The sequence below is a fragment of the Pseudophaeobacter sp. C1-32P7 genome (genome assembly GCF_041008775.1).
Taxonomy (GTDB): domain Bacteria; phylum Pseudomonadota; class Alphaproteobacteria; order Rhodobacterales; family Rhodobacteraceae; genus Phycobacter; species Phycobacter gallaeciensis_A.
In genome coordinates, this window is the sequence record NZ_JAXGFR010000006.1 from 123,746 (window position 1) to 144,732 (window position 20,987).

Below are 20,987 nucleotides of genomic sequence, written 5' to 3' on the forward strand. Positions count from 1 at the left end.
TCAGATTACAGAAGGTTTAGAAAGGCGGTAATCTCGTCCCGACTGATCGACCAGTCGCAGACGAAGCGTGCGGTTACCATTTCATCCCCGGGACCATCCAGCGGGCCATCCCACAGGTGATAGACCGCGCCTGCATCCAGCAACCGCTGGTGAGTGGCGCGGGGCAGGGCGGCAAAGACCATATTGGCCTGCGGCATCTCCAGCGTGGCACCTGCGGCCTGCAACCCGTCGGCCAGGAAGGCGCAGGAATCATTGGCAGCCTGCGCGCTGGACAGCCAGAGATCATCGCGCAGATAAGCCAGCATCTGCGCCGACAGATAGCGGTGTTTGGAGAACAGATGCGCTCCGCGTTTGCGGCGCAATTCGAATTCCCAGGCGTGTTTGGGATTAAAGAAAATCACCGCTTCGACGCCCATCAGCCCGTTCTTGGTACCGCCAAAGGACACCACATCGATCCCCGCTTTCCAGGTCATGTCCGCAGGCGAGCATTTCAGCGACACCAGCGCGTTGGTGAAACGCGCGCCATCCAGATGCACCGGCAGGTCATAGTCCTTGGCCACGGCGCTGAGGGCGGAGAGTTCATCGGTGGTATAGACAGATCCGCGTTCGGTGACTTGGGTGATGGAGACCGGGCCGCGTTGCGGTCCGTGCACGCCCCGCACTTCCTCACCCGCGATGCTCTGGCGCAGGGCCTCGGCACTCATCTTGTCGCCGCCCGGCACCAGCGTCAGCTTGGCGCCACCGGTATAGAATTCCGGGGCGTTGCATTCATCTTCGTGGATATGGGCCACGGGGCTGCAAAAGATCGTCTGAAAGGGCTGCGACAGCGTTGCCAGTGCAAGGGAGTTGGCAGCGGTGCCGGTGGCGACAAGATAGATCGCTGCCTCGGGAGCTTCGAAGATATCGCGCAGGCGGTGGCGCACCGCCTCCATCTGAGCATCGGCGCCATAGCCCATGGCATAGCCCATGTTTGCCTCTGTCAACGCCTCCAGAACCTCGGGGTGCACAGGGCCGGAATTGTCAGAGGCGAAAAACATCAGATGGGCTCCTCGATGATATGGTCTTCCCAGTCTTCTTCGGGGGTGTCGAATTCGGAAACGGTCATGCCCTGTACGGATACGCCTGCCTCATGCACGCTGTGCGGGCTGCCGGTTTCCAGCGGGTGCCATGCGGGCAGCGGTTTGCCCTCCCACAACAGGCGATAGGCGCAGGTCTGCGGCATCCAATAGGCGTGGGTGTCCAGATTGTCCGGCTTCAGCACGATACATTCGGGAATGAACTGGTGGCGGTTCTCGTAATGGGCGCAGCGGCAGGTCTGATCGTCCAGCAGGCGGCAGGCCACGCGGGTGAGGGCGACTTCACCGGTGTCCTCGTCTTCCAGCTTGTTGAGACAGCATTTGCCGCAACCATCGCAGAGCGCCTCCCACTCCTTCTGAGACAGCTTGTCGAGCGGCTTTTTCTCCCAAAAGCGCGGGGTCAGGCCGGAGCGTTCAATACCAGATCGTTTCATGCGTTTGCCAGTATGTCGCGGGCCTTGGCGCAATCGGCGTCCATCTGCGCGATCAGCCCCTCCAGCCCGTCAAAGGTCATTTCGGGGCGCAGGTACTCCACCAGACCGACCGACAAGGTCGCTCCATAAAGATCACCGGTGAAGTCGAACAGGAAGGTTTCGATATTGGGATGATCGCCATCGAACATCGGGCGCACCCCGACCGAAGCGGCGCCGTGGTAGCTGCCCTTGTGCGGGCCATCCAGCACATCGACCAGCACCGCATAGACGCCGAATGCGGGCGGGTGCAGCCCATCGATGGACATGTTTGCAGTGGGGAATCCCAGGTCACGGCCGCGTTGTTCGCCGCCGATTACGGTGCCTTCGATGCGGTGCCAGTGCCCCAGCATCGCCGCGGCGTCGCGAGGGCGGCCATCGCTCAGCGCCTGGCGGATCGCGGTCGAGGAGACGGTATGTTCGGAGTACTCCATCAGCGGCGCGATGGTGACGCCAAAGCCCAGATCCTGCCCAAAGCGGATCAGATCCTCGGCGGTGCCGGCGCGCCCCTTGCCGAAACAGAAATCGGCGCCCACCACCACGTGTTTCAGACCCAGACCTTCGGCCAGTACCTTGCTGGCAAAATCTTCCGGGGTCAGCCCGGACAGGGCGGCGTTGAAATTCAGCTGATAGAGCTTGTCCACGCCGAGTTTTTCCAGCCGCGATGCGCGCGCGGCGGCGGACATCAGGCGAAAGGGCGGCGCGGCGGGGGCAAAGAATTCGCGCGGATGCGGTTCAAATGTGACCACGCCCAGAGGGGCCTCCGGCGCCGCCTTGCGGGCCAGATCGATGACCGAGCGGTGACCGCGGTGAACGCCGTCGAAATTCCCGATCGCGGCAGAGGCGCCGCGATCCCGCTCTTCTACAAACTGATAGTCACGGATGATGCGCATGGCGCCTGCCTAGCGCCCTGTGGCGGGGCTTGCAAGCGCGCGATGTGCTGCCGTTACGGACAGGGCCGCGCCTGGTCAGTCGAACTTGCGCGAGGGCGCCATCACCATGGCTTCGCCGACCAGAACCTTCTTGCCATCGACCATGCAGCGGCAATCGAGTTTGACCCGGCGTTTGTCGATCTGGATGTCGGTCACTTCGACCTCGGCCAGCACCATGTCGCCGGGGCGCACAGGTGCGAGGAATTTGAGTGATTGGCTCATGTAGATGGTGCCATGGCCGGGCAGCTGCTCCCCGATGACGGCGGAAATCAGACCGGCGGTCAGCATCCCATGGGCAATACGGCCTTCAAAGATGGTGTCTCGGGCATAATCGTCATCCATATGGACCGGGTTATGGTCGGTCGAGACATCGGCGAATTTCTGGATGTCCTCATCCGTCACCACCTTCCGCAGGTAGCGGACCATGCCCATTTCAATGTCTTCGATGCAGATGGTTCCGCGTGGCAGGTTATCCAACATGCGCCCCTCCGGGTTGACTGGCTCGGGTAGATGCCTTTGAAATTTTTGGACGCATGGGGCGCCCTGTTCTGCAACTTTATTACTTTGCAGTTGCAGAAAATCAAGGCTTTTCTGGTCTACCGCAGGCGGCCGATGGTAAAGGTCGGTGCGCTGTTTTCCTTTGTCAGGTATGCGGTTAGTGCCTCTGGTTCCGGTTGGTGCGACGTTTTGGTTTCCGATGCCGCAAGCCCGCCCGAGATGAAGAGGGAATCAATTCCTTCCCCCATGGCACCCGAAACATCGGTGTGTGGGCCGTCGCCGATAGCCAGAATATCGCCATCGGCAATGTCCTGTCCCAGCTCTGCCAGGCGGCGGCGGGCCAGGTCATAGATCGGCGGATGCGGTTTGCCGAAGTACAGGCTTTCCCCGCCCATTTCCGTGTAAAGCCGCGCCAGCGCCCCGGCGCACCATTCACGGGTCTCTCCCCGGTCCACCACGATATCCGGGTTGGCGCAGAGGAGTTTCATGCCCTTCTGCTTGGCATAGAGAAAATCAGCCCGGTTCACGTCGGGATCTGCCATCGGATCAAAGGGGCCACAGCAGACGATGCCGGTTGCCTCTTGCAGCGGGACGCGCGTGATTTCGACAGGTGCGTCGATCACATGAAGAGGTTCAAAGAACCCCGCATCACGCTGCCATTCCCCCATGAAATAGACCTTCTCTCCCACGGCCCCGGTGAACATCGCGGCCCGCGCGGAGTCGCCGGAGGTCGCGATGGTGTCATAGGCGTCCTGTGGCACGCCGAATTGCGCCAGCTGCTCAGCCACACCGGCCCGCGGTTTCGGAGAGTTGGTGAGCAGTACCACGATGCCGCCACGCTGGCGGTAGGCCTGAAGGGCGGAAACCGCCTCGGGGTAGGCGGTGATGCCGTTGTGCACACAGCCCCAAAGGTCCACGAACAGCGCCCGGTAGGGATCGGAAACCTCGGCAAGCGTTTCGATGATGCGGGTCATGATCGGGTCCTTTCCTCTGTGAACCTGCGGGCGCGGCAATACGGCGCCAGATATGCCCGAGTTCCCATCCCCGCGCCAGCTTGAATTCCCCGTGCCCGGTGCGGCGTGTTTCGGCGCAAGACAGGACCTGGTGGCGAGTCTTCGCCTAGGCGGAGCAAGATGTGGGTGGGTAGGGGTTTATTAAACATTCTAAAAACACAATGTGTGTGCGTGCGAACACGACAAGTGATCTAAAAAGGCATAGCAATGACATACAAAACCTTCACTCAACGACTTGCACCGGCAATGGCCGTGGCCGTCCTTGTGGCATCGGCCCATCCGGTGCTCGCATCGCATGCAAACCCTTGGGCGGAAGAGGATGACGAGGTCCTGTCCCAGTATCACGATGAAAATCAGGCGGTTTCCGAAGACACCCCGGGCGAGGATGAGATGAACGGCGTCATGACCCGGAGCGCGCATGGCAAGCTGGGCACCGCGGGCAGTGACACTGGCCAGGGTAGCGGTGGCGGTCAAAGCGCCGATGCGGGCGGTGCCGGAAATGGCGGCGGTGGCCATGGCGGCGGCAACGGCGGTGGTGGTCAAGGTGGCGCCGGAAATGGCGGCGGGGGAGCCGGAAATGGTGGCGGAGGAAATGGCGGTGGCGCTGGCAATGGTGGCGGACACGGTGGTGGTCATGGCGGTGGTCGCGGCTGAATCTATTGGACCAGTGGCGCCGGGCGCCGCTGGTCAATCTACCGCGCCGTGGTTACGGGTATTGTTCCTCCCGAAAACTGTCGAGGGTCCGACCGGTTCTTTTCCGCATTGCGCGGCGTAGCGCGGTTGCATCAGCATAACCCACACGAGCTGCGATCTCATCGGCGGTCAGGCCCCGGGTTCGGAGCAAACGGATTGCTTCCGTGACCCTTAGGGTCTGAACAAAAGCCGTCGGGGTCATCGCGGTAACGCGTTGCAGGTGCCGGGAAAAGGTGCGCGGAGACATGCCGCAGGCCGCCGCCAGTTCGGCAATGCTCACCTGTCGCCTGATGTTGCGACGTAAGAAGAGTTCGGCCTGCTGCAGATCGGGAGCTGCGGACAGCAAAGTGGCAACCGAAAGATAAGGCAACTGGCTGGGGCGGCTATCAGCCATCATGAAACGACGACAGTCTTCGGCAACGGCGAAACCGGCAAAGCGTTCGATCAGGTGCAACAACAGGTCGATGTGTGAGAATGCAGCCCCGGCGGTGACCAGTGGGCCATCCTCCACTACAATGTCACGGCTGTTCAATCGGACCCTTGGGTACATGGTCTTCAGCAAAGGGGCCAGCCACCATGTTGTCGTGGCCACCCGACCGTCCAGCAACCCTGCCTGCCCCAAAGCAAAACAGCCCGAACAGGACCCGGCGATGATCGTTCCGGGCGCGGCCAGTTTGACCAGAGCGTCAGTTAGCGTGGCGAACTGGACGGTTTGTGTCGTCTCACGCACCTCGCGTTCGGTCGCAAGACCCATCCCTGGCAGAATCACAAGCTGCGCCGAAGCATCCGGTGCAAGTGCCTGACTCGGAGTGAGTTGCCTGACCGTGAAATAGGGGGGCTTTCCGTTCATATGGGCAACCCGGTTGGCCGCCTCCAGCATGTCGCCCGAGATCGCGAGACTGGAGCGCTGGCAGGGTTCGGGGCAAAGGATGATGGTGTCGATAGTGGGCATTTGTCCATTTTGGCCTGAAAGATGTCAAATGCGACACTATGATGCCGACGTGCCCCTGTCCATCTTGTGGCAAAGCCAGAAGGAGAGACGTGATGAAAATGGAAGGTGGGTGTTTCTGCGGTGCGCTACGCTACCAGGTAGAAGGCAGGCCGTTGATGAAGGGGCAATGTCACTGCCGGTCTTGTCAGCACCATTCGGGCGGCGCGCCGAATTTGTTCATGGTGATGCCGAAACAGGGGTTCAGTTACATCCAAGGGACCCCGAGACAGTTCCGGCGTGATGCAGCCGATGCGATGGTGACGCGCGATTTCTGCGAAAGCTGCGGCACGCATGTGGCCAACCACCGCGACGGTCTGGAGGCGGTGATTGTGAAAATCGGAACGCTTGACGATCCGGCCCGGTTCGGCGGCCCGAAAGTAGCGCTGTACCTGGCCGAAAAACAGGCATTCCACCACGTTCCCGACGGTGTGCATTGTTTCGATGGATTGCCGAGTTAAGAAAAAAGGCGCCCCAAGGGGCGCCTTTTCATAAGAAAATGTGCTCGAACTCAGACCTTGAGGTTCGGGATGATCTGCTTCTTGCGGCTCATCACGCCGGGCAGAACGACGGTGTCGCCTGTCGCATCGGCGTCAAAGCTTTTCTTGGCGACGGTTTTGACCAGATCGTTCGGCACCAGCAGGGTGGCTTCTTCGTTCAGGATGTCGACAACGAACAGCAGCACCTGATCCACGGCGTCTTCGCTGGCGACGGTGGTCATGCTGTCCATCAGGCTGGCCTTGCGGTCCAGAACGACGCCCGGCGCGGTGGTTTCCAGAACCGAGACGCGGAACTTGGTGCCGTCGACTTCGTATTCCTTGGAGTCCATGCGGATCAGCTCAGCATCGGAGAAGGAGGACACATCGGATTTCGCGGCGAACATCTCGGCTGCGTAGTCGGCGATGTTGATGCCCAGATCAGCGGCCAGTTTGTCGGCGACGGCGCGGTCGTGATCGGTGGTGGTGGGCGAGCGGAACTCCAGCGTGTCGGACAGGATGCAGGTCAGCGCGGCGCCTTTGATGGCGTCGGGCATCTTCGCCATGTCATCGCCGATCAGGTCGTGCATGATTGTTGCGGTGCAGGCCAGCGGACGGATGGTGATGTCGATCGGGCCTTTGGTTTCCAGACCGCCAACCAGTTTGTGGTGATCGATGATGGCCTGAACGTCGGCGCCGTTGATGTTGGCGGGCAGTTCGGCCGGGTTGTTGGTGTCCACGATGACAACGGCCTGATCGTCGGCCACGTCCGCGATGATCTCGGGCTTCTCGAGGCCCCAGCGCTGCAGCATGAAGGCGGCTTCGGTGTTGGGTTCACCCAGCAGTTTGGGCGCGGCGTCGATGCCTTTGATCTCGTTCAGGTACCAGGCCCAGACGATGGGGGAGCCGGTGGAATCGGTGTCGGGAGACTTGTGGCCGAAAACAAGCGTGGTCATGATGCAGTCCTATACATAGCGGGCGATTTTGCGCGCCTTATAACAGGGCAGGGAGGTTTGTCACCCCGCCAGCGTTGCAGCTGTTGCGGGGCGGCCATGCAGGAGGCGCCGGGGACACGGTTTTGGGCGAAAGGTCGCACAGGAACCCGTATCACCTGAATGCACGGTACGACAGTCAGGTGTCAGAATGCGGCGCGTTGCAGATGATACCCCTGTTTGGCCAGCAGTTTCAGCACGCCATCCGGTCCCGGAAGATGCAGCGCCCCGACGGCAACGACGATGCGGTCGCCATCGGCAGCCTCGATCACCGGGATCCAGTTGTGGTTGCGCTCGCGGATCAGGAGATGCATCGCCTCGGCCCAGAGAGCCTCGGCCTCAGCGGCGGGCAGGTTGGTGTCGGCTTTAAAACGCTGCTTGGCCATAGCAAGGTAATAGCGTACCTCTTCGCGAAAATAACTTTCGACCATGGTGTGAAATTCATCCGCGTCGCCATCGCCTGTCATCGACAGGGTGGCATGCATCTGCCGGACCTGTTCGTCCAGCGGCGCTGCATTCAGGCTTTCGATCACTGTCAGGGGATCCTCCAGGGACATCGTTGTTACCCCGCTCTCTTGCGCCAAAGCCTCAAGCCGCCGGTCCATACCGTTTTTGGCCTGCTCCGCCTGCTTGAGGCAGGGCGGCAGTGACAGGGAGACGGACAGAAACCAGGGGCGCATCTTGGCGGCCATCCAGGCCGGGATGCCGCGCGCTGCACTGCGCTCGGCCACGCGCGCCCAGTCCTCCTCTCCCATCCGGTCGATCAGGGACGGACCTTCGGTGATCAGGTAAAGCGATGGTGTCTTCCCCATCTGTCTTTGCATGGCGGCCTGATCGGCCTCGGTTGCTTCGATCAGCAGCGCATCGGCTCCGGTGATCAGCGAAGCAAGGCCTTCGGTGATTTTCTCCATGCGGGGATCATTGGTGTGCAGCGTGCCGAGCACATGCACCCGGCGCGTGCCCTTGGTGGCGATCCAGTGATTGCCTTCCTTGAACGGGATATCAGCGATGCTGGCTGTGATGCGTGCGCGGTCTTCCGGGCTGAGCGTCTGGCGCAGGTCGCTGCCACCGCAGGCCGCAAGTACCCCGCTGGGCAGAAGGCAGAGGAATAGGAGGAGGAAGGCGCGCATGGTATGTCCTTTTGTCTATGGAGGTCATGCTATGGGCGCGGTTTGACAGAGACAAGCGGATCACGGTCCGTCATAGGCCGCCATAGGCGGTTTTTCTTGCCGTCAGGGCTGGTTATGCTGGCGCCATGGAGCGAGAAGAACAGCTATATCCCCCCATCAAGGCGCTGCTGGAACGGCAGGGTTATGAAGTGAAGGGAGAGGTCGGTGCCGCCGATGTGGTGGCGCGGCGTGGGGATGAGGAACCGGTGATCGTCGAGCTGAAGCTGCGGTTTTCCCTGTCGCTGTTCCATCAGGCCGTGTCCCGGCAGGCCGTGACAGATCTGGTCTATATCGCGGTGCCAAAACCAAAGGGTAAACAGGCGCGGCGGACGCTGAAGGACAACCTGTCCTTATGTCGGCGTCTTGGCCTTGGGTTGATCACGGTGCTGGCCGATGGCCGCGCCGAGGTGCAATGCGATCCCGCTCCCTATGCGCCGCGCAAATCCAAGGTCCGCAAACAGCGCCTGCTGCGGGAGTTCGATCGGCTGCGCGGGGATCCGAACGCAGGCGGCGCCACCCGCCATGGAATCGTCACGGCCTATCGTCAGGATGCCCTGATCTGTGCCGCGCATCTGGCTGAGAATGGTGCCTGCAAGGGCGCCGAGGTGGCGCGGGCAACCGGCATCGGACGCGCCACGACGCTGATGCGGGACAATCATTATGGCTGGTTCACCAAGGTCGAGAAGGGCATCTACGAGCTTAGCGAACAGGGGCGCAGCGGGTTAGCGGACTGGGATCACAGCCTTTCTTGAACAGGTCCGCAGAACTGCTTCAGATTGCTGCGTTGCGGCAGTATGATTTTCCGTGCGGGATGGGTCAATTTTCTTGCATCAAACCTGTTGACTCGGCGCAGGCCGCTGCCTAGCTATTGCTCCGTTAGCACTCACCCGGTGTGAGTGATAACGCCTCTGCGGGGAGCAGGGGCAGACCAGATACAACAACCTTTGAGCCTATTAAGGAGCTGCAAAGATGGCATTGAAACCGCTTCATGACCGTGTGCTGGTGCGCCGCACCGAAAGCGAAGAGAAAACCGCTGGCGGGCTGATCATCCCCGATAGCGCCAAGGAAAAGCCCTCCGAAGGCGTTGTTGTCGCCACCGGCGAAGGCGCCCGCAAAGACAGCGGTGAGCTGATCGCAATGGCCGTCAAAGCCGGCGACAACATCCTGTTCGGCAAGTGGTCCGGCACAGAAGTTACCGTCGACGGCGAAGAGCTGCTGATGATGAAAGAAAGCGACATCATGGGCATCATCGAGTAAGCCCACCGGCTTCTCTGATCCCCCTTTATCGCTGACAACTACAGATTTTCTCGAGGAGAAACAGATATGGCTGCTAAGGACGTCAAATTCGACACCGATGCCCGCAACAAGATGCTGAACGGCGTGAACGTTCTCGCTGATGCTGTCAAAGTGACCCTGGGCCCCAAAGGCCGCAACGTGGTTCTGGACAAATCCTTTGGCGCACCGCGCATCACCAAAGACGGTGTTTCGGTTGCCAAGGAAATCGAACTGGAAGACAAGTTCGAAAACATGGGCGCCCAGATGGTGAAGGAAGTTGCTTCCCGCACCAACGACGAAGCCGGTGACGGCACCACCACCGCAACCGTCCTGGCCCAGGCGATCGTGCGCGAAGGCCTGAAGCAGGTTGCTGCTGGTCTGAACCCGATGGACCTGAAGCGCGGCATCGACATGGCAACCGCCAAAGTCGTTGAAGGCATCAAAGAAATGGCTCGCCCGGTGAACGACTCCGCTGAAGTCGCTCAGGTTGGCACCATCTCCGCGAACGGCGAAGCCGAAATCGGCCAGCAGATCGCAGACGCGATGCAGAAAGTCGGCAACGAAGGCGTCATCACCGTCGAAGAAAACAAAGGCATGGAAACCGAGACCGACGTGGTCGAAGGCATGCAGTTCGACCGTGGCTACCTGTCGCCCTACTTTGTCACCAACCCGGACAAGATGATCGCAGATCTCGACGACTGCATGATCCTGCTGCACGAGAAGAAACTCTCCTCCCTGCAGCCGATGGTTCCGCTGCTGGAGCAGGTCATCCAATCGCAGAAACCGCTGCTGATCATCGCGGAAGACGTCGAAGGCGAAGCGCTGGCAACTCTGGTTGTCAACAAACTGCGCGGCGGCCTGAAAATCGCAGCCGTCAAGGCACCGGGCTTCGGTGATCGCCGCAAGGCCATGCTGCAGGACATCGCGATCCTGACCGGTGGTCAGGTCATCTCCGAAGATCTGGGCATGAAGCTTGAGTCCGTAACCATGGACATGCTGGGCACCGCCAAGAAAGTCGAGATCACCAAAGACGAGACCACCATCGTTGACGGTGCAGGCGAGAAGGCCGAGATCGAAGCACGCGTTGCTCAGATCCGCACCCAAATCGAAGAAACCACCTCGGACTATGACCGTGAGAAGCTGCAAGAGCGCGTTGCCAAACTGGCAGGCGGTGTTGCTGTGATCCGCGTCGGCGGCATGACCGAAGTCGAAGTGAAAGAGCGCAAAGACCGTGTGGATGATGCTCTGAACGCGACCCGCGCAGCCGTGCAGGAAGGCGTGATCGTCGGTGGCGGTGTTGCTCTGGTTCAGGCCGGCAAGGCGCTGGAAGGTCTGGAAGGTGCAAACTCCGACCAGAACGCCGGTATCGTCATCGTGCGCAAGGCTATCGAAGCGCCGCTGCGCCAGATCGCCGAGAACGCAGGTGTCGACGGTGCGGTTGTGGCCGGTAAGGTCCGCGAAAGCTCCGACAAGAACTTCGGCTTCAACGCTCAGACCGAAGAATATGGCGACATGTTCTCCTTCGGCGTGATCGACCCGGCCAAAGTGACCCGTACCGCGCTGGAAGACGCAGCCTCGATCGCAGGCCTGCTGATCACCACCGAAGCCATGGTTGCTGACAAGCCGTCGAAAGATGGCGCAGCTGGTGGCGGCATGCCCGACATGGGCGGCATGGGCGGCATGGGCGGCATGATGTAAGTCACGCCATCCAACCGGATGATTTGGGGGTCGCCTTCGGGCGGCCCCTTTTTCTTATTTTGGGAGAGCGCGTGCCTCCTTGCCTGTTTTTCGCTCCAGACCTGCGCCAATACCGAAATATTTTGATTTTCTTCGAAGTTGTCCCGTACGCTGAACCCGTTCAAAAAATTGTGCACTGGGGGACGTGATGAAGGGATTGGCACTGCTGGCGGTTGTTGCTGTCACTTTTGGAGCTGTCGAGGCAGCAAAGGCGGACAGTCTGAAATGGACGATACGCAGCGATTATCCGCATATCGTAAGTCTGGAATTCTACAGTCAGGACTATCGCCGTGCCTGGCCCGGAGACGGTCAGGTCTACATCGTCGACGACTACGATGTGCGCGAATATAGCCTCAGCTGTGAGACCGGCGAGACGATCTGCTATGGCGCCTGGGTGCGGGGTGACAGCAACAAGTATTGGGGCGTTGGTCTCAACAATTCACAAAGATGCAATGACTGTTGCTACACCTGCGGATACGGTGATACCGACCTGCGTATTCTGAACTGATAGGCGGGTCATTCCGGCCTGAAACGGAGGCCGGTGATGAAACTCGTTGTTCTGGTTCTGCTCGTTCTGATTGCCTTTGCGGCGAATTCGGTTCTGGGCCGCATGGCCATCGGCTGGGGCTATATGGATGCGATGGGCTTTGGCCTGCTGCGCCTAGCTTCTGGCGCCGTTGCCCTGGTGCTTCTAGTCGCGCTGCAAGCGGCCCGGTCACGAAGCAAGGGGGCGGGGGAGACGCCGGTCGCAGCATGGAAAGACGCCCTGCTGGGCGGGGCGGCTCTGACCCTCTATATGATTGGATTTTGTCTCGCTTATCAGGGGCTTGATGCTGGTCTTGGCGCGCTGGTTCTGTTTGGCGTGGTGCAGATTTCCATGTTCGGCTGGGGCGCGCTGCGTGGCAGTCGGACAACGGCTGGTCAGGTATTGGGGGCCTTGGTGGCGTTTGCGGGTCTCGCCTATGTGGTCTGGCCCAGCGGCCCGGTGCAGGTGCCGCCGGGGGCTGCTGCGCTGATGACGCTCAGCGGTCTGGGCTGGGCGGCCTATACCCTGCTTGGGCGTGGCGCGGGCGATCCTTTGCGGGCCAGCGCGATGAATTTTGTGGTCGCAACCCTGATGATGCTGCCTTTCATGCTGTTTGCGGCGGCATCGCTTCATGCCTCGCCCGAAGGTATCCTGCTGGCGGTGATATCCGGGGCTGTCACCTCGGGGATGGGCTATGCGCTTTGGTACCGCGTCTTGCCCGAATTGCAGCCTGCGGTCGCGGCAACCATCCAGCTGAGCGTGCCAATCATTGCCATTCTGGGGGGCTTTGTGTTTCTGGCCGAACCGGTGGGGCTGCGGCTGGCGCTGGGAACCTGTGCTGTCCTTGGCGGGATCGCCCTGGTGATCTGGAGCGCACCGCGCGCGCGATAGGGGCTTTTCGCTGGCGCGGTGCATGTCTATCTGATCTGCATGAAACGTCTTCTGTCCCCTGTTCTTGCAGCGCTGTCCCTGTTGCTGCCTCTGCCCGCTCTGGCGGATTGCGCCATCCTGCTGCACGGGCTGGCTCGCACGGAATCGTCCTTCTCGGTGATGGAACAGGTTCTGGAGGGGCGCGGCATCACCGTGCAGAGCCCGGGCTATCCTTCGACCGAGGAACCTGTGGCCGTGCTGGCCGAACAGACGCTGCCTGATGCCTTTGCGGCCTGCGGCGATCAGCCGGTGCATCTGATTACCCATTCGATGGGCGGCATTCTGGTGCGGCAATGGCTGCAGGACAACCGACCGGAAAATCTGGGCCGCGTTGTCATGCTAGCGCCTCCGAACCATGGTAGCGAACTGGTGGACGAACTGGGCGACTGGGAGGTGTTTGGCCTGCTGCACGGACCGGCGGGTTTGCAACTGGGCACCGGGCCGGAGAGCCTGCCCAACCGGCTGCCGCCTGCGGATTTCCCCTTGGGGATTATAGCGGGGAACCGTTCGCTCAACCCGGTGTGGTCCAGTCTCATTCCCGGTCAGGACGATGGCAAGGTTTCGGTTCAAAGCACCCGGCTCGAAGGGATGGCCGATCACATCGTACTGCCGGTCACCCATACATTCATGATGAACAATCCGCTGGTCATCGCCCAGGCGCTACATTTTCTAGAGCATGGCCGGTTCGATCCCAAGATCACCTGGCTTGATGCGGTGCTTGGCCTGCCCGACGGCCTGTGCGATGAGGGCGCTTGTACCGACAAGGCGGCAAAGGAGCCGGGAGCTGATGACACTTGAACTGACGCTGCAGGGCGCCGATGTGCTGCTGCCTGAGGGGCTGGTTCCGGGCGCGGAACTCTCACTCGCGGAGGGGGCAATTGTCGCGGATCGCGCCGGTCGCGCGGTGGATCTGTCTGGCTATCTGGTACTGCCGGGCATCATCGACCTGCACGGCGACGGGTTCGAACGCCATCTTGCCCCCCGACGCGGCGCGATGAAGCAGATGGACGAGGGCGTCATCGCTGCCGAGGCAGAATTGGCAGCCAACGGTATCACCACGGCGGTTCTGGCGCAGTTCCACAGCTGGGAAGGCGGGCTGCGCGCGCCGGACTATGCCGACCAGGTCTTTGCTGCGATCACTGCTGTGCGGAACCGGGTAGTGACGGATATCCTACCACAGCTGCGGTTCGAGACTCATATGCTGGATGACTACGCGGGCCTGCCTCAGCGTATTGCGGCGGCCGGAGTGGGCTATGTCGTTTTCAACGATCATCTACCACACGATCGGCTGGCGGCGGGAAAGAAACCGCCCCGGCTTGTGGGGCAGGCGCTGAAGGCGGGGCGCAACCCGGAGGTCCACTGGCAGATGCTGCAGGATATGCACGCCAGATCGGATGAGGTGCCTGCTGCCCTGGATGCAATCTGCGCCGAACTTGGCACTATGGGCGTGCGTCTTGGAAGCCATGATGACCAAAACGCGGCCATGCGTGCCGAATGGCGGGGTCGCGGTGTGCGGATCAGCGAATTTCCGGAAACATTGGAAGCGGCAGAGGCGGCACGGGCCGGGGGCGATCATATCATTCTGGGCTCCCCAAACGTGGTGCGGGGCGGCTCTCATAAAGGCAATGTGTCTGCGGTCGAGTTGATCGCCATGGGGCTCTGTGATGCGATCGCCTCGGACTATCATTATCCGAGCCCGCGCCGCGCTGCGCTGATGCTGGCCCGCAGTGGGCTGCTGGATCTGGTAGGGGCTTGGGATCTGGTGTCAAAGGGCCCTGCCGAAGTTCTGGGGCTGGAGGATCGCGGAGAGTTGGCGCCAGGCAAACGCGCCGATGTGGTGATCCTTGAGAAAGACAGCCAGCGGGTTGCGGCAACCCTGTCGGGTGGGCGCGTCAGCTATATGAGCGGCGAGATCGCAGCGCGTTTTCTAGGCTAACCCTCAATCGGGCAGGCAGGGCGCAGCCTCTCACGCCCGGCTGGCGGGCCCTCGATGCTGCGCCCGAAACCCGCCATTGGCGAATTTCGGATGCGTGCGGCTGGCGAAGTGTTATTTCTGCGCGCGTATGACCCGGTTGATATGGCCCATCTTGCGCCCGGGTTTGGCGTCGGCCTTGCCATAGAGATGCAGGGCGCAATCGGGTTCCCGCGCCAGATCGGGGATACGGTTAACGTCATCGCCAATCAGGTTCTCCATCACCACATCGCTGTGCCGCTGACCGTCGCCCAGCGGCCAGCCGACCACTGCACGGATGTGCTGTTCGAACTGATCCACCGCGCAGCCGTTCTGGGTCCAGTGACCGGAGTTGTGGACGCGCGGCGCGATCTCGTTGACGACCAGCCCTTTGGGGGGGACGAAGAGCTCGACCCCCATCACGCCGACATAATCGAGCGCGTTCAGGATCTTCGCCGCCATCAGCACCGCATCCATGCGCTGGCTCTGGCTAAGGCGGGCAGGCACGGTAGTGGTGTGCAGGATGCCGTCGCGGTGCACGTTCTCGCCGGGATCGAAACAGGCGACCTCGCCGCTAGGGCTGCGCGCGGCAATCACCGAGGCTTCATGGCTGAAATTGACAAACCCTTCGAGAATGGCAGGCGCCCCGGCGAGCGAAGCCAGCGCGGGGGCTGCGTCCTCGGCGGTCATGATCCGCGCCTGCCCCTTGCCATCATAACCAAAGCGTCGCGTCTTCAGGATCGCGGGCGCGCCGATCTCTGCCAGCGCCGCATCCAGTGCGGCCTGATCTGGGATGTCGGCAAAGGGGGCGGTTTGCAGGCCTAGATCCTGCAGGAAGGCCTTTTCCGTCAGCCGATCCTGCGACACGCGCAGGGCTTCGCGCCCCGGGCGGATCGGGCGGTGCTGCTCCAGCACATCCAGCGCCGCAGTGGGGATGTTTTCGAACTCATAAGTGATCACATCCACCGAGGCGGCAAAGGCGGCCAGCGCGGCCTCATCCTCATAAGGTGCGGTTGTGACCATGTGAGCGACATCGCCTGCGGGCGGGTTGGCACCGGGTTCAAAAATATGAGTCTTGAAGCCAAGACGGGAGGCCGCAACCGACAGCATCCGGCCAAGCTGACCCCCGCCGAGAATTCCGATTGTTGCGCCGGGCTGCAAAGGATCAGTCATCGACGGGTTCCTCCGGGATCGAGGCAGAAAGGGCTGCGCGCCAGTCGTCCAGACGGGTGGCAAGCGCGGGATCCTGCAGGGCGAGGATGCCAGCGGCCATCAACCCGGCATTGGCAGCACCGGCGGCGCCAATGGCCATGGTGGCAACCGGAAAGCCCTTGGGCATCTGCACGATGGAATAAAGCGAATCCACGCCCGACAGCGCCCGCGTCTGCACTGGGACGCCTACCACCGGAACGCGGGTTTTCGAGGCAACCATGCCGGGAAGATGCGCCGCGCCACCAGCGCCGGCGATGATGACCTGCAAACCGCGTTCTGCCGCGCTCTTGCCATAGGTCCACAGCCGGTCAGGGGTGCGGTGCGCCGACACGATTTTTGCCTCGTAGGGCACGCCCAGTTCATCCAGAATCGTGGCGGCCTCTTTCAGGGTGGGCCAGTCTGACTGGCTGCCCATGATGATGCCCACTTTGATGTCAGCGGTGGTTTCAGGCATGTGATCCGGTCCTGTCATGCCGCAGGTCTGCATGGGACCTGCTGGGGTGGAAGGAGCGCGCACTATAGTCGAAGACGCGCATGGTGCAATGCGGCAATGCGGGCAAAATAAGGCTGTGTCGGCGCGGAAACGCCCGGGGGCCCAGGATACCGATTTGCGTGACCGCAGCGCGCCCATGCGCGCTGCTGGGCCCAAGGAGTTTGCCTGCGGCAGCATCGCTGCCGACCTGCAAAAAGCGCGGGAGTGATTGTTCGGTTGACCAGCTATTGCTTGGGCGCAGCTCCGTGGCGTCAGGAGGGAGGAATTCACCGGACGGCGGGGCCGTTACCAAGTGTCAGGCAGCCCGCAGCGGGGTCAGGCGATGATATCCGGTGTCAGCCGATCTTCGATCAGGGCGATCTTGTCTTTCAGGCCCAGTTTCTGCTTTTTCAGCCGCCGGATGGTCAGCTGATCTGCGGTGCCGCGTTCCTGCAGGGCGGTGATCGCCTCATCCAGATCCCGGTGCTGCCTGCGGAACACCTCAAGCTCAACCTTGAGGACTTCGTCGGTCTTCATCGAGATATCGGTAGGGGCGTTCATTGGCGACTCGGAGGCTGGTGAAAGATGCGGGGTTCAAGATACTTCGTTAACGGCTTTTCGGCTAGGCCTATGCGTCCACGCTCTTGAGTAATCAAAAGAACTTACCATATTCTGTAAGAGCGGTCGCCTGTTGGGGCCGCAAGACTATCCGTCGCTTTCGAACAAAGGACGTAACACGTGTCGAAACTTACCTTGGGCTCTTACCCGCATATGCTGGGGTTTGAGCAGCTTGAACGCCTTCTGGAACGCTCGGCCAAATCCGGCAACGAGGGGTATCCCCCTTATAATATCGAGCAGACCTCGGATCATTCCTACCGCATTACCCTGGCCGTGGCCGGGTTTGCCGAAGAGGATCTTTCCATCACCGTCGAGGACCGCCAGTTGGTCATCCGTGGCCGTCAGCGCGACGACAGCGATGGCCGCGTCTTCCTGCACCGGGGCATCGCCGCGCGTCAGTTCCAGCGCATGTTCGTGCTGGCCGACGGGGTCGAAGTGGGCGAGGCGCTGATGGAGAATGGTCTGCTGCACGTGGACCTAACCCGTGCCCGCCCGGAAACCGTGGTTCAGACCATCAATATTCGAAAGGGGTAAGAGACATGCATACACCATTTGATTTCAACGAAACCGGCAAGCGGATCGTCTACGTCAAGGCGGTTGATGTTGCGGACCTGCCCGAGGATGTGCAGGCCGGTGCCAAGGGTCACAAGCAGCTTTACGCGGTGCACGACGCCGAAGGCGAACAGCTGGCGCTGGTGGCAGACCGCCGCATGGCCTTTGTTCTGGCCCGCCAGAATGACCTGTCGCCAGTGACGGTGCACTGAACAACTCCTTCAGGGGCGCGAATGCGCCCCCCGGATTGCCCCGCTGGGGCGGGGCAGTCATGCATTTGGATAGCTTCCAGAAACCTCCCGCGCGAGAACGGGAGAATAATCGTCCAAAACGGCTGTTGAGGCGCAAGTCGTGTCCCCGACGGGCTTTCGCGGCTGGATCATTGCGCTCTGCGCCGGTAACGTCCCGATAAAACAGCGGTTTGGGGCGTTTGATATCATGACATCGTTTTCTTTTGACTGGGTGGATGCGTTTTCGGATCGCCCCTTTGGCGGCAATGGCTGCGCGGTCGTGCATGAGGGGGCCAGCCTGCCGGTGGAGGTCTGCACCGCCTTCGTGCGGGAGACTTCTCTGGTCGAATGCACCTTTACCGGGCCGTCGCAGGTGGCGGATTTCAAAGTGCGCTATTTCCTGGCCAGCCGCGAAATCCCTTTTGCCGGCCATCCTACCATCGCCACCGTTGCCGCGCTCAAGGATCGCGGGCTGATCAACGGCACCTCGGTGACGCTGGAAACCGGCGCGGGAATTGTTCCGGTGCAGATCGAGGGCGACCTGATCGAGATGACGCAGGTGGCGCCAGAGTTCGGCCCGCAGCCGGATCCGGCCCTGGTTGCGGCAGCAGTGTCCCTGCCGCCAGAAGCCATTATCGGTGAGCCGCAGAAAGTGTCGACCGGCTTGCCCTTTTGCGTCACTGTGCTGAAGGACCGCGCCGCGCTAGAGGCAGCAAGGCTGGATCTTGATGCCCTTGCCCGGCTGACGGCACAGCTCGGCGCTGATGGGATCGACATGATGGAGCCTTTTCTGGTGACGCTGGATGGCGCCACAGAGGCAGGGGATACCTTTTCCCGCCTGCTGATGGCGCCGCCGAGCCCACCGGAGGATCCCTTTACTGGCTCAGCAACCGGCGCGATGGCGGCCTATCTGTGGAAGCACGGGCTGATGCCTAAGGACAGCTTCGTAGCTGAACAGGGGCACGGGCTGGGGCGGCCTGGGCAGGCGCGTGTGACCCGCGTGGGACCGGCAGAGGCGCTGACGGGGGTAAAAGTTGCCGGAGAGGGATTTGTTCTGATGCGGGGAGAGGTCGATCTTCCGCTGCATTTGTAAATGGGAGCATGTGATTGAGTTCTGAGTTCTCTTGCCTCCCATGCTGGAGCGGTTGCCATGACTGAGCCTGCGATTACTATCCTACCTTACGGCCAGAAACTTGATCGGGGGCTGCCGCAGATGCCGCTGGCGCAGTTGCACTGGCCACTGGGCTGCCCCGACCGGCTGCAGGGCGGCAGCGTTGGCGATCTGACCGCGGCGGATCATTTGATCGTCTTTGCCAAGACGGCGATGCATTTTCAGCTAAACTGGTATTGCCGCGCGCAGCTGTCGCTGATGGTGATGGAGCCGAAGATCATGTCGGCGTCCCACCACCGTCTGCTGCGGCTCAGCCATCGGCGGTTCTTCCGCGTTTTTACCTATGATCCGGATCTTCTCGCGCGATTGCCCAACGGGCTGTTCCTGCCCTTTGGAACCACCTGGGTGCCGGAATGGCAGGATCTGGATCTTGAAAAGACCTTAGATCTGTCGTTGATCGCCTCGGCCAAACGCGACCATCCGGGGCACAAGCTGCGGCATCAGCTGGTTGAATACCTGCAGAAAAACGTGCCCGATGCGCGCATTTTGGGCCGTGGTTACGCGCCTTTCGAGCATAAATCAGAGGGTCTTGCCCCCTTCCGCTATTCGGTGGTTATCGAAAATGTGCAGGAGCCGAATTGCTTCACCGAGAAATTGATCGATGCGATCCTCTGCGAGACTGTGCCGATTTACTGGGGCTGTCCGAATATCGGGGATTTCTTCGACACTGAGGGCATGATCCTCTGCAATGATCTGGCGGATATGGAGCGGGCGGTCCGCAGTATCAGTGCAGAGGATTACGCCCAGCGTCTGCCCGCCCTACGCGCCGCCAAACCTGCGGCGGCGCATTATGGCGATCTGTTCCTCCGCGCGGCCGAGGCATTGCGCGACAGCCTCTAAGGCGGCAATGCTCCTTAGCGCGCGTTGGCGGCTCTGGCTTCCTTGCGGGCCCTTCGGGTGGATTTTTTCTTTTCGTACCAGTGGCGCAGCCCCTTGCTCTTCAACTCGGCTTGCGGTTCGAACAGCAGGATCGCGTTGCGCAGGGTCCAGTCCGTCAGACTGCCCCGGCAGCCTTTCTCTGGCCAGAGGGAACGTTCGGACCAGATATAGCGGGGGCGGTTGGGCTGTACGCTAACTGGACGGGCCGCAGCCTCGGTTGCGAGATTGGCCATTAGCACCATGATGTTTTCCTGCTCCAGCACCTTTTCACGCGCCGCGGCGATGGCGTCCTGTGCGGCTTCCCAGCAGCCGTTCTGGATTTCCTGGACCATGCGCCGGGCCTCGGCCACCGGATCGTCCAGATTCAGAGTCTCATAACTGTCCACCGGGAAATAATCGTCCACGTTGGAACAGCCTGCGTAGAAGGGGAAGGACCAGCACAGCCAGGGGTCGGTCAGTTTCTCGGTCCAGACATGCGGCCCTTCGCCATTCTCGATGGCGAGGTTGTACTTGTTGGGCAGCAGGGCGTCTGCCTTGTCGCCAATGGGTTTGAAACCGCGCCCGAAGAGTTCGATGTGCTCGGGAATCTCGTCGATCAGGGTTTCCACAAACCGCATCCGTTTGCGGTGATATTCGGTGTGCACCTTGGTTGAGGTGACGATGGCAATCTTGTCCTGTTTCTGCGGCGGGGTCAGCGTCTTGAACCAGTCATAGCCACGATGATTGCCGTTGTCCGAGAAATCAAAGCCTGCCCACCAGTACCAGCAGACCGCCCGGTTGCGTTTTTCCGTATCCAGCGGTTTTTGCGTCGTCGTCAGAACCAATCCGAACTGGTTTAGGAACCGGCAGCTATAGGGGTGGATGACATCTGGTTCGGCAGCGATGAAAACCGTCCGCTCTTTCGGAACCTGCGTCTTGATGGTGTAGGAAGACCGGTTGAAAGCGATGAGCACATCGGTGTCGTCCGGAACTTCGGTGCCAAAGGTAAAGGCCACCGAACCAATGCAGGGCTGCTGTCCCGGCGCCTGCTTCAGAAAAGACTGCGCTGTGGTGTCGGTAAACACATGTGCCTTAACGGGCGTAACCATACTTGGGCTCCAGAACACGAAATCTTGAACCTGTGTAGG

The 20,987-nt window shown here is 61.1% G+C and carries 25 protein-coding genes; 13 read left to right on the top strand and 12 right to left on the bottom strand.

The window, feature by feature from the left end; translation table 11 throughout:
• Nucleotides 1–5: 5 nt before the first annotated feature.
• The 5 genes from SM763_RS10540 to SM763_RS10560 form a co-directional block, all read right to left on the bottom strand.
• Nucleotides 6–1,037 carry a threonine aldolase family protein gene (locus SM763_RS10540; protein ID WP_368998493.1) on the bottom strand — a complete coding sequence of 344 codons (1,032 nt, stop codon included), beginning with the start codon at nt 1,035–1,037 and terminating at the stop codon, nt 6–8.
• Nucleotides 1,037–1,510: a YcgN family cysteine cluster protein gene (locus tag SM763_RS10545; RefSeq protein ID WP_274830156.1), complete on the bottom strand. Its 474-nt coding sequence runs from the start codon at nt 1,508–1,510 to the stop codon at nt 1,037–1,039. The genes SM763_RS10540 and SM763_RS10545 overlap by 1 nt, the downstream gene beginning before the upstream one ends.
• On the bottom strand, nt 1,507–2,439 hold the full coding sequence (locus tag SM763_RS10550) for a bifunctional riboflavin kinase/FAD synthetase (protein ID WP_347509782.1): 933 nt from the start codon (nt 2,437–2,439) through the stop codon (nt 1,507–1,509). The genes SM763_RS10545 and SM763_RS10550 overlap by 4 nt, the downstream gene beginning before the upstream one ends.
• A gap of 75 nt (nt 2,440–2,514) precedes the next feature.
• A complete protein-coding gene (locus tag SM763_RS10555; RefSeq protein WP_065272884.1) occupies nt 2,515–2,958 on the bottom strand; it encodes a MaoC family dehydratase in 444 nt (147 codons plus the stop codon).
• A 116-nt stretch (nt 2,959–3,074) separates the two neighbouring features.
• Nucleotides 3,075–3,950: a TIGR01459 family HAD-type hydrolase gene (locus SM763_RS10560; protein WP_274830153.1), complete on the bottom strand. Its 876-nt coding sequence runs from the start codon at nt 3,948–3,950 to the stop codon at nt 3,075–3,077.
• A 246-nt stretch (nt 3,951–4,196) separates the two neighbouring features.
• Here SM763_RS10560 and SM763_RS10565 point away from each other — a divergent pair, with 246 nt between their 5' ends.
• Nucleotides 4,197–4,643: a hypothetical protein gene (locus SM763_RS10565; protein WP_274830152.1), complete on the top strand. Its 447-nt coding sequence runs from the start codon at nt 4,197–4,199 to the stop codon at nt 4,641–4,643.
• Nucleotides 4,644–4,695: 52 nt separating this feature from the next.
• Here the strand turns inward: SM763_RS10565 and SM763_RS10570 are convergent, their stop codons facing one another.
• A complete protein-coding gene (locus SM763_RS10570) occupies nt 4,696–5,634 on the bottom strand; it encodes a GlxA family transcriptional regulator (RefSeq protein WP_368998494.1) in 939 nt (312 codons plus the stop codon).
• A gap of 92 nt (nt 5,635–5,726) precedes the next feature.
• Between SM763_RS10570 and SM763_RS10575 the strand changes: the two genes are divergently transcribed.
• The gene (locus SM763_RS10575; RefSeq protein ID WP_368998495.1) at nt 5,727–6,131 is read left to right on the top strand and encodes a GFA family protein; all 405 of its coding nucleotides are present in this window, start codon (nt 5,727–5,729) and stop codon (nt 6,129–6,131) included.
• Nucleotides 6,132–6,181: 50 nt separating this feature from the next.
• Here the strand turns inward: SM763_RS10575 and SM763_RS10580 are convergent, their stop codons facing one another.
• Both SM763_RS10580 and SM763_RS10585 read right to left on the bottom strand, forming a co-directional pair.
• Nucleotides 6,182–7,102 carry a manganese-dependent inorganic pyrophosphatase gene (locus tag SM763_RS10580; RefSeq protein ID WP_368998496.1) on the bottom strand — a complete coding sequence of 307 codons (921 nt, stop codon included), beginning with the start codon at nt 7,100–7,102 and terminating at the stop codon, nt 6,182–6,184.
• Nucleotides 7,103–7,284: 182 nt separating this feature from the next.
• The gene (locus tag SM763_RS10585; protein WP_368998497.1) at nt 7,285–8,268 is read right to left on the bottom strand and encodes a TraB/GumN family protein; all 984 of its coding nucleotides are present in this window, start codon (nt 8,266–8,268) and stop codon (nt 7,285–7,287) included.
• Nucleotides 8,269–8,393: 125 nt separating this feature from the next.
• Here SM763_RS10585 and SM763_RS10590 point away from each other — a divergent pair, with 125 nt between their 5' ends.
• The 7 genes from SM763_RS10590 to SM763_RS10620 all read left to right on the top strand — a co-directional run bounded on the left by SM763_RS10590 (nt 8,394) and on the right by SM763_RS10620 (nt 14,711).
• Complete coding sequence (locus SM763_RS10590; protein ID WP_368998498.1) at nt 8,394–9,059, top strand: DUF2161 domain-containing phosphodiesterase; 666 nt, start codon at nt 8,394–8,396, stop codon at nt 9,057–9,059.
• Nucleotides 9,060–9,276: 217 nt separating this feature from the next.
• On the top strand, nt 9,277–9,564 hold the full coding sequence (locus SM763_RS10595) for a co-chaperone GroES (protein ID WP_065272891.1): 288 nt from the start codon (nt 9,277–9,279) through the stop codon (nt 9,562–9,564).
• Nucleotides 9,565–9,630: 66 nt separating this feature from the next.
• Nucleotides 9,631–11,280: a chaperonin GroEL gene (gene groL, locus SM763_RS10600; RefSeq protein WP_065272892.1), complete on the top strand. Its 1,650-nt coding sequence runs from the start codon at nt 9,631–9,633 to the stop codon at nt 11,278–11,280.
• A 187-nt stretch (nt 11,281–11,467) separates the two neighbouring features.
• Nucleotides 11,468–11,827 (top strand): hypothetical protein, encoded by a 360-nt coding sequence (locus tag SM763_RS10605; RefSeq protein ID WP_368998499.1) that lies wholly within the window; start codon nt 11,468–11,470, stop codon nt 11,825–11,827.
• A 36-nt stretch (nt 11,828–11,863) separates the two neighbouring features.
• Nucleotides 11,864–12,736 carry a DMT family transporter gene (locus SM763_RS10610; protein WP_368998500.1) on the top strand — a complete coding sequence of 291 codons (873 nt, stop codon included), beginning with the start codon at nt 11,864–11,866 and terminating at the stop codon, nt 12,734–12,736.
• Nucleotides 12,737–12,775: 39 nt separating this feature from the next.
• Nucleotides 12,776–13,573 carry an alpha/beta fold hydrolase gene (locus SM763_RS10615; RefSeq protein WP_065273761.1) on the top strand — a complete coding sequence of 266 codons (798 nt, stop codon included), beginning with the start codon at nt 12,776–12,778 and terminating at the stop codon, nt 13,571–13,573.
• Nucleotides 13,560–14,711: an alpha-D-ribose 1-methylphosphonate 5-triphosphate diphosphatase gene (locus SM763_RS10620; RefSeq protein WP_368998613.1), complete on the top strand. Its 1,152-nt coding sequence runs from the start codon at nt 13,560–13,562 to the stop codon at nt 14,709–14,711. Before SM763_RS10615 ends, SM763_RS10620 begins: the two co-directional genes overlap by 14 nt.
• Before the next feature lie 111 nt (nt 14,712–14,822).
• Here the strand turns inward: SM763_RS10620 and SM763_RS10625 are convergent, their stop codons facing one another.
• The 3 genes from SM763_RS10625 to SM763_RS10635 form a co-directional block, all read right to left on the bottom strand.
• On the bottom strand, nt 14,823–15,899 hold the full coding sequence (locus SM763_RS10625; RefSeq protein ID WP_368998502.1) for a 5-(carboxyamino)imidazole ribonucleotide synthase: 1,077 nt from the start codon (nt 15,897–15,899) through the stop codon (nt 14,823–14,825).
• Complete coding sequence (purE, locus tag SM763_RS10630) at nt 15,892–16,392, bottom strand: 5-(carboxyamino)imidazole ribonucleotide mutase (RefSeq protein ID WP_065273762.1); 501 nt, start codon at nt 16,390–16,392, stop codon at nt 15,892–15,894. The genes SM763_RS10625 and purE overlap by 8 nt, the downstream gene beginning before the upstream one ends.
• A 354-nt stretch (nt 16,393–16,746) precedes the next feature.
• A complete protein-coding gene (locus tag SM763_RS10635) occupies nt 16,747–16,971 on the bottom strand; it encodes a YdcH family protein (protein WP_347509793.1) in 225 nt (74 codons plus the stop codon).
• Between the two features lie 177 nt (nt 16,972–17,148).
• Between SM763_RS10635 and SM763_RS10640 the strand changes: the two genes are divergently transcribed.
• From SM763_RS10640 to SM763_RS10655, 4 genes are all read left to right on the top strand, one after another.
• Nucleotides 17,149–17,562 carry an Hsp20 family protein gene (locus SM763_RS10640; protein ID WP_197492324.1) on the top strand — a complete coding sequence of 138 codons (414 nt, stop codon included), beginning with the start codon at nt 17,149–17,151 and terminating at the stop codon, nt 17,560–17,562.
• 5 nt (nt 17,563–17,567) lie between these two features.
• Nucleotides 17,568–17,792 (top strand): DUF1150 family protein, encoded by a 225-nt coding sequence (locus tag SM763_RS10645; RefSeq protein WP_274830142.1) that lies wholly within the window; start codon nt 17,568–17,570, stop codon nt 17,790–17,792.
• A gap of 226 nt (nt 17,793–18,018) precedes the next feature.
• On the top strand, nt 18,019–18,903 hold the full coding sequence (locus tag SM763_RS10650) for a PhzF family phenazine biosynthesis protein (RefSeq protein ID WP_274830141.1): 885 nt from the start codon (nt 18,019–18,021) through the stop codon (nt 18,901–18,903).
• A gap of 57 nt (nt 18,904–18,960) precedes the next feature.
• Nucleotides 18,961–19,821, top strand: coding sequence for a hypothetical protein (locus SM763_RS10655; protein ID WP_368998503.1), 861 nt, complete (start codon nt 18,961–18,963; stop codon nt 19,819–19,821).
• A gap of 14 nt (nt 19,822–19,835) precedes the next feature.
• On the opposite strand, the gene SM763_RS10660 is transcribed toward SM763_RS10655, so the two are convergent.
• On the bottom strand, nt 19,836–20,948 hold the full coding sequence (locus SM763_RS10660; RefSeq protein WP_368998505.1) for a hypothetical protein: 1,113 nt from the start codon (nt 20,946–20,948) through the stop codon (nt 19,836–19,838).
• Nucleotides 20,949–20,987 lie beyond the last annotated feature (39 nt).

Excerpts from the sequence above, each read along its gene's own strand:
- purE (WP_065273762.1), bottom strand. The coding sequence starts at position 16,392 with ATGCCTGAAACCACCGCTGACATCAAAGTGGGCATCATCATGGGCAGC.
- SM763_RS10645 (WP_274830142.1), top strand. The coding sequence starts at position 17,568 with ATGCATACACCATTTGATTTCAACGAAACCGGCAAGCGGATCGTCTAC.
- SM763_RS10555 (WP_065272884.1), bottom strand. The coding sequence starts at position 2,958 with ATGTTGGATAACCTGCCACGCGGAACCATCTGCATCGAAGACATTGAA.
- SM763_RS10540 (WP_368998493.1), bottom strand. The coding sequence starts at position 1,037 with ATGTTTTTCGCCTCTGACAATTCCGGCCCTGTGCACCCCGAGGTTCTG.
- SM763_RS10605 (WP_368998499.1), top strand. The coding sequence starts at position 11,468 with ATGAAGGGATTGGCACTGCTGGCGGTTGTTGCTGTCACTTTTGGAGCT.
- SM763_RS10610 (WP_368998500.1), top strand. The coding sequence starts at position 11,864 with ATGAAACTCGTTGTTCTGGTTCTGCTCGTTCTGATTGCCTTTGCGGCG.
- SM763_RS10575 (WP_368998495.1), top strand. The coding sequence starts at position 5,727 with ATGAAAATGGAAGGTGGGTGTTTCTGCGGTGCGCTACGCTACCAGGTA.
- SM763_RS10655 (WP_368998503.1), top strand. The coding sequence starts at position 18,961 with ATGACTGAGCCTGCGATTACTATCCTACCTTACGGCCAGAAACTTGAT.
- SM763_RS10570 (WP_368998494.1), bottom strand. The coding sequence starts at position 5,634 with ATGCCCACTATCGACACCATCATCCTTTGCCCCGAACCCTGCCAGCGC.
- SM763_RS10650 (WP_274830141.1), top strand. The coding sequence starts at position 18,019 with ATGACATCGTTTTCTTTTGACTGGGTGGATGCGTTTTCGGATCGCCCC.
- SM763_RS10550 (WP_347509782.1), bottom strand. The coding sequence starts at position 2,439 with ATGCGCATCATCCGTGACTATCAGTTTGTAGAAGAGCGGGATCGCGGC.
- SM763_RS10660 (WP_368998505.1), bottom strand. The coding sequence starts at position 20,948 with ATGGTTACGCCCGTTAAGGCACATGTGTTTACCGACACCACAGCGCAG.
- SM763_RS10565 (WP_274830152.1), top strand. The coding sequence starts at position 4,197 with ATGACATACAAAACCTTCACTCAACGACTTGCACCGGCAATGGCCGTG.
- SM763_RS10590 (WP_368998498.1), top strand. The coding sequence starts at position 8,394 with ATGGAGCGAGAAGAACAGCTATATCCCCCCATCAAGGCGCTGCTGGAA.
- SM763_RS10580 (WP_368998496.1), bottom strand. The coding sequence starts at position 7,102 with ATGACCACGCTTGTTTTCGGCCACAAGTCTCCCGACACCGATTCCACC.
- SM763_RS10615 (WP_065273761.1), top strand. The coding sequence starts at position 12,776 with ATGAAACGTCTTCTGTCCCCTGTTCTTGCAGCGCTGTCCCTGTTGCTG.
- SM763_RS10635 (WP_347509793.1), bottom strand. The coding sequence starts at position 16,971 with ATGAACGCCCCTACCGATATCTCGATGAAGACCGACGAAGTCCTCAAG.
- groL (WP_065272892.1), top strand. The coding sequence starts at position 9,631 with ATGGCTGCTAAGGACGTCAAATTCGACACCGATGCCCGCAACAAGATG.
- SM763_RS10560 (WP_274830153.1), bottom strand. The coding sequence starts at position 3,950 with ATGACCCGCATCATCGAAACGCTTGCCGAGGTTTCCGATCCCTACCGG.
- SM763_RS10585 (WP_368998497.1), bottom strand. The coding sequence starts at position 8,268 with ATGCGCGCCTTCCTCCTCCTATTCCTCTGCCTTCTGCCCAGCGGGGTA.
- SM763_RS10595 (WP_065272891.1), top strand. The coding sequence starts at position 9,277 with ATGGCATTGAAACCGCTTCATGACCGTGTGCTGGTGCGCCGCACCGAA.
- SM763_RS10625 (WP_368998502.1), bottom strand. The coding sequence starts at position 15,899 with ATGACTGATCCTTTGCAGCCCGGCGCAACAATCGGAATTCTCGGCGGG.
- SM763_RS10545 (WP_274830156.1), bottom strand. The coding sequence starts at position 1,510 with ATGAAACGATCTGGTATTGAACGCTCCGGCCTGACCCCGCGCTTTTGG.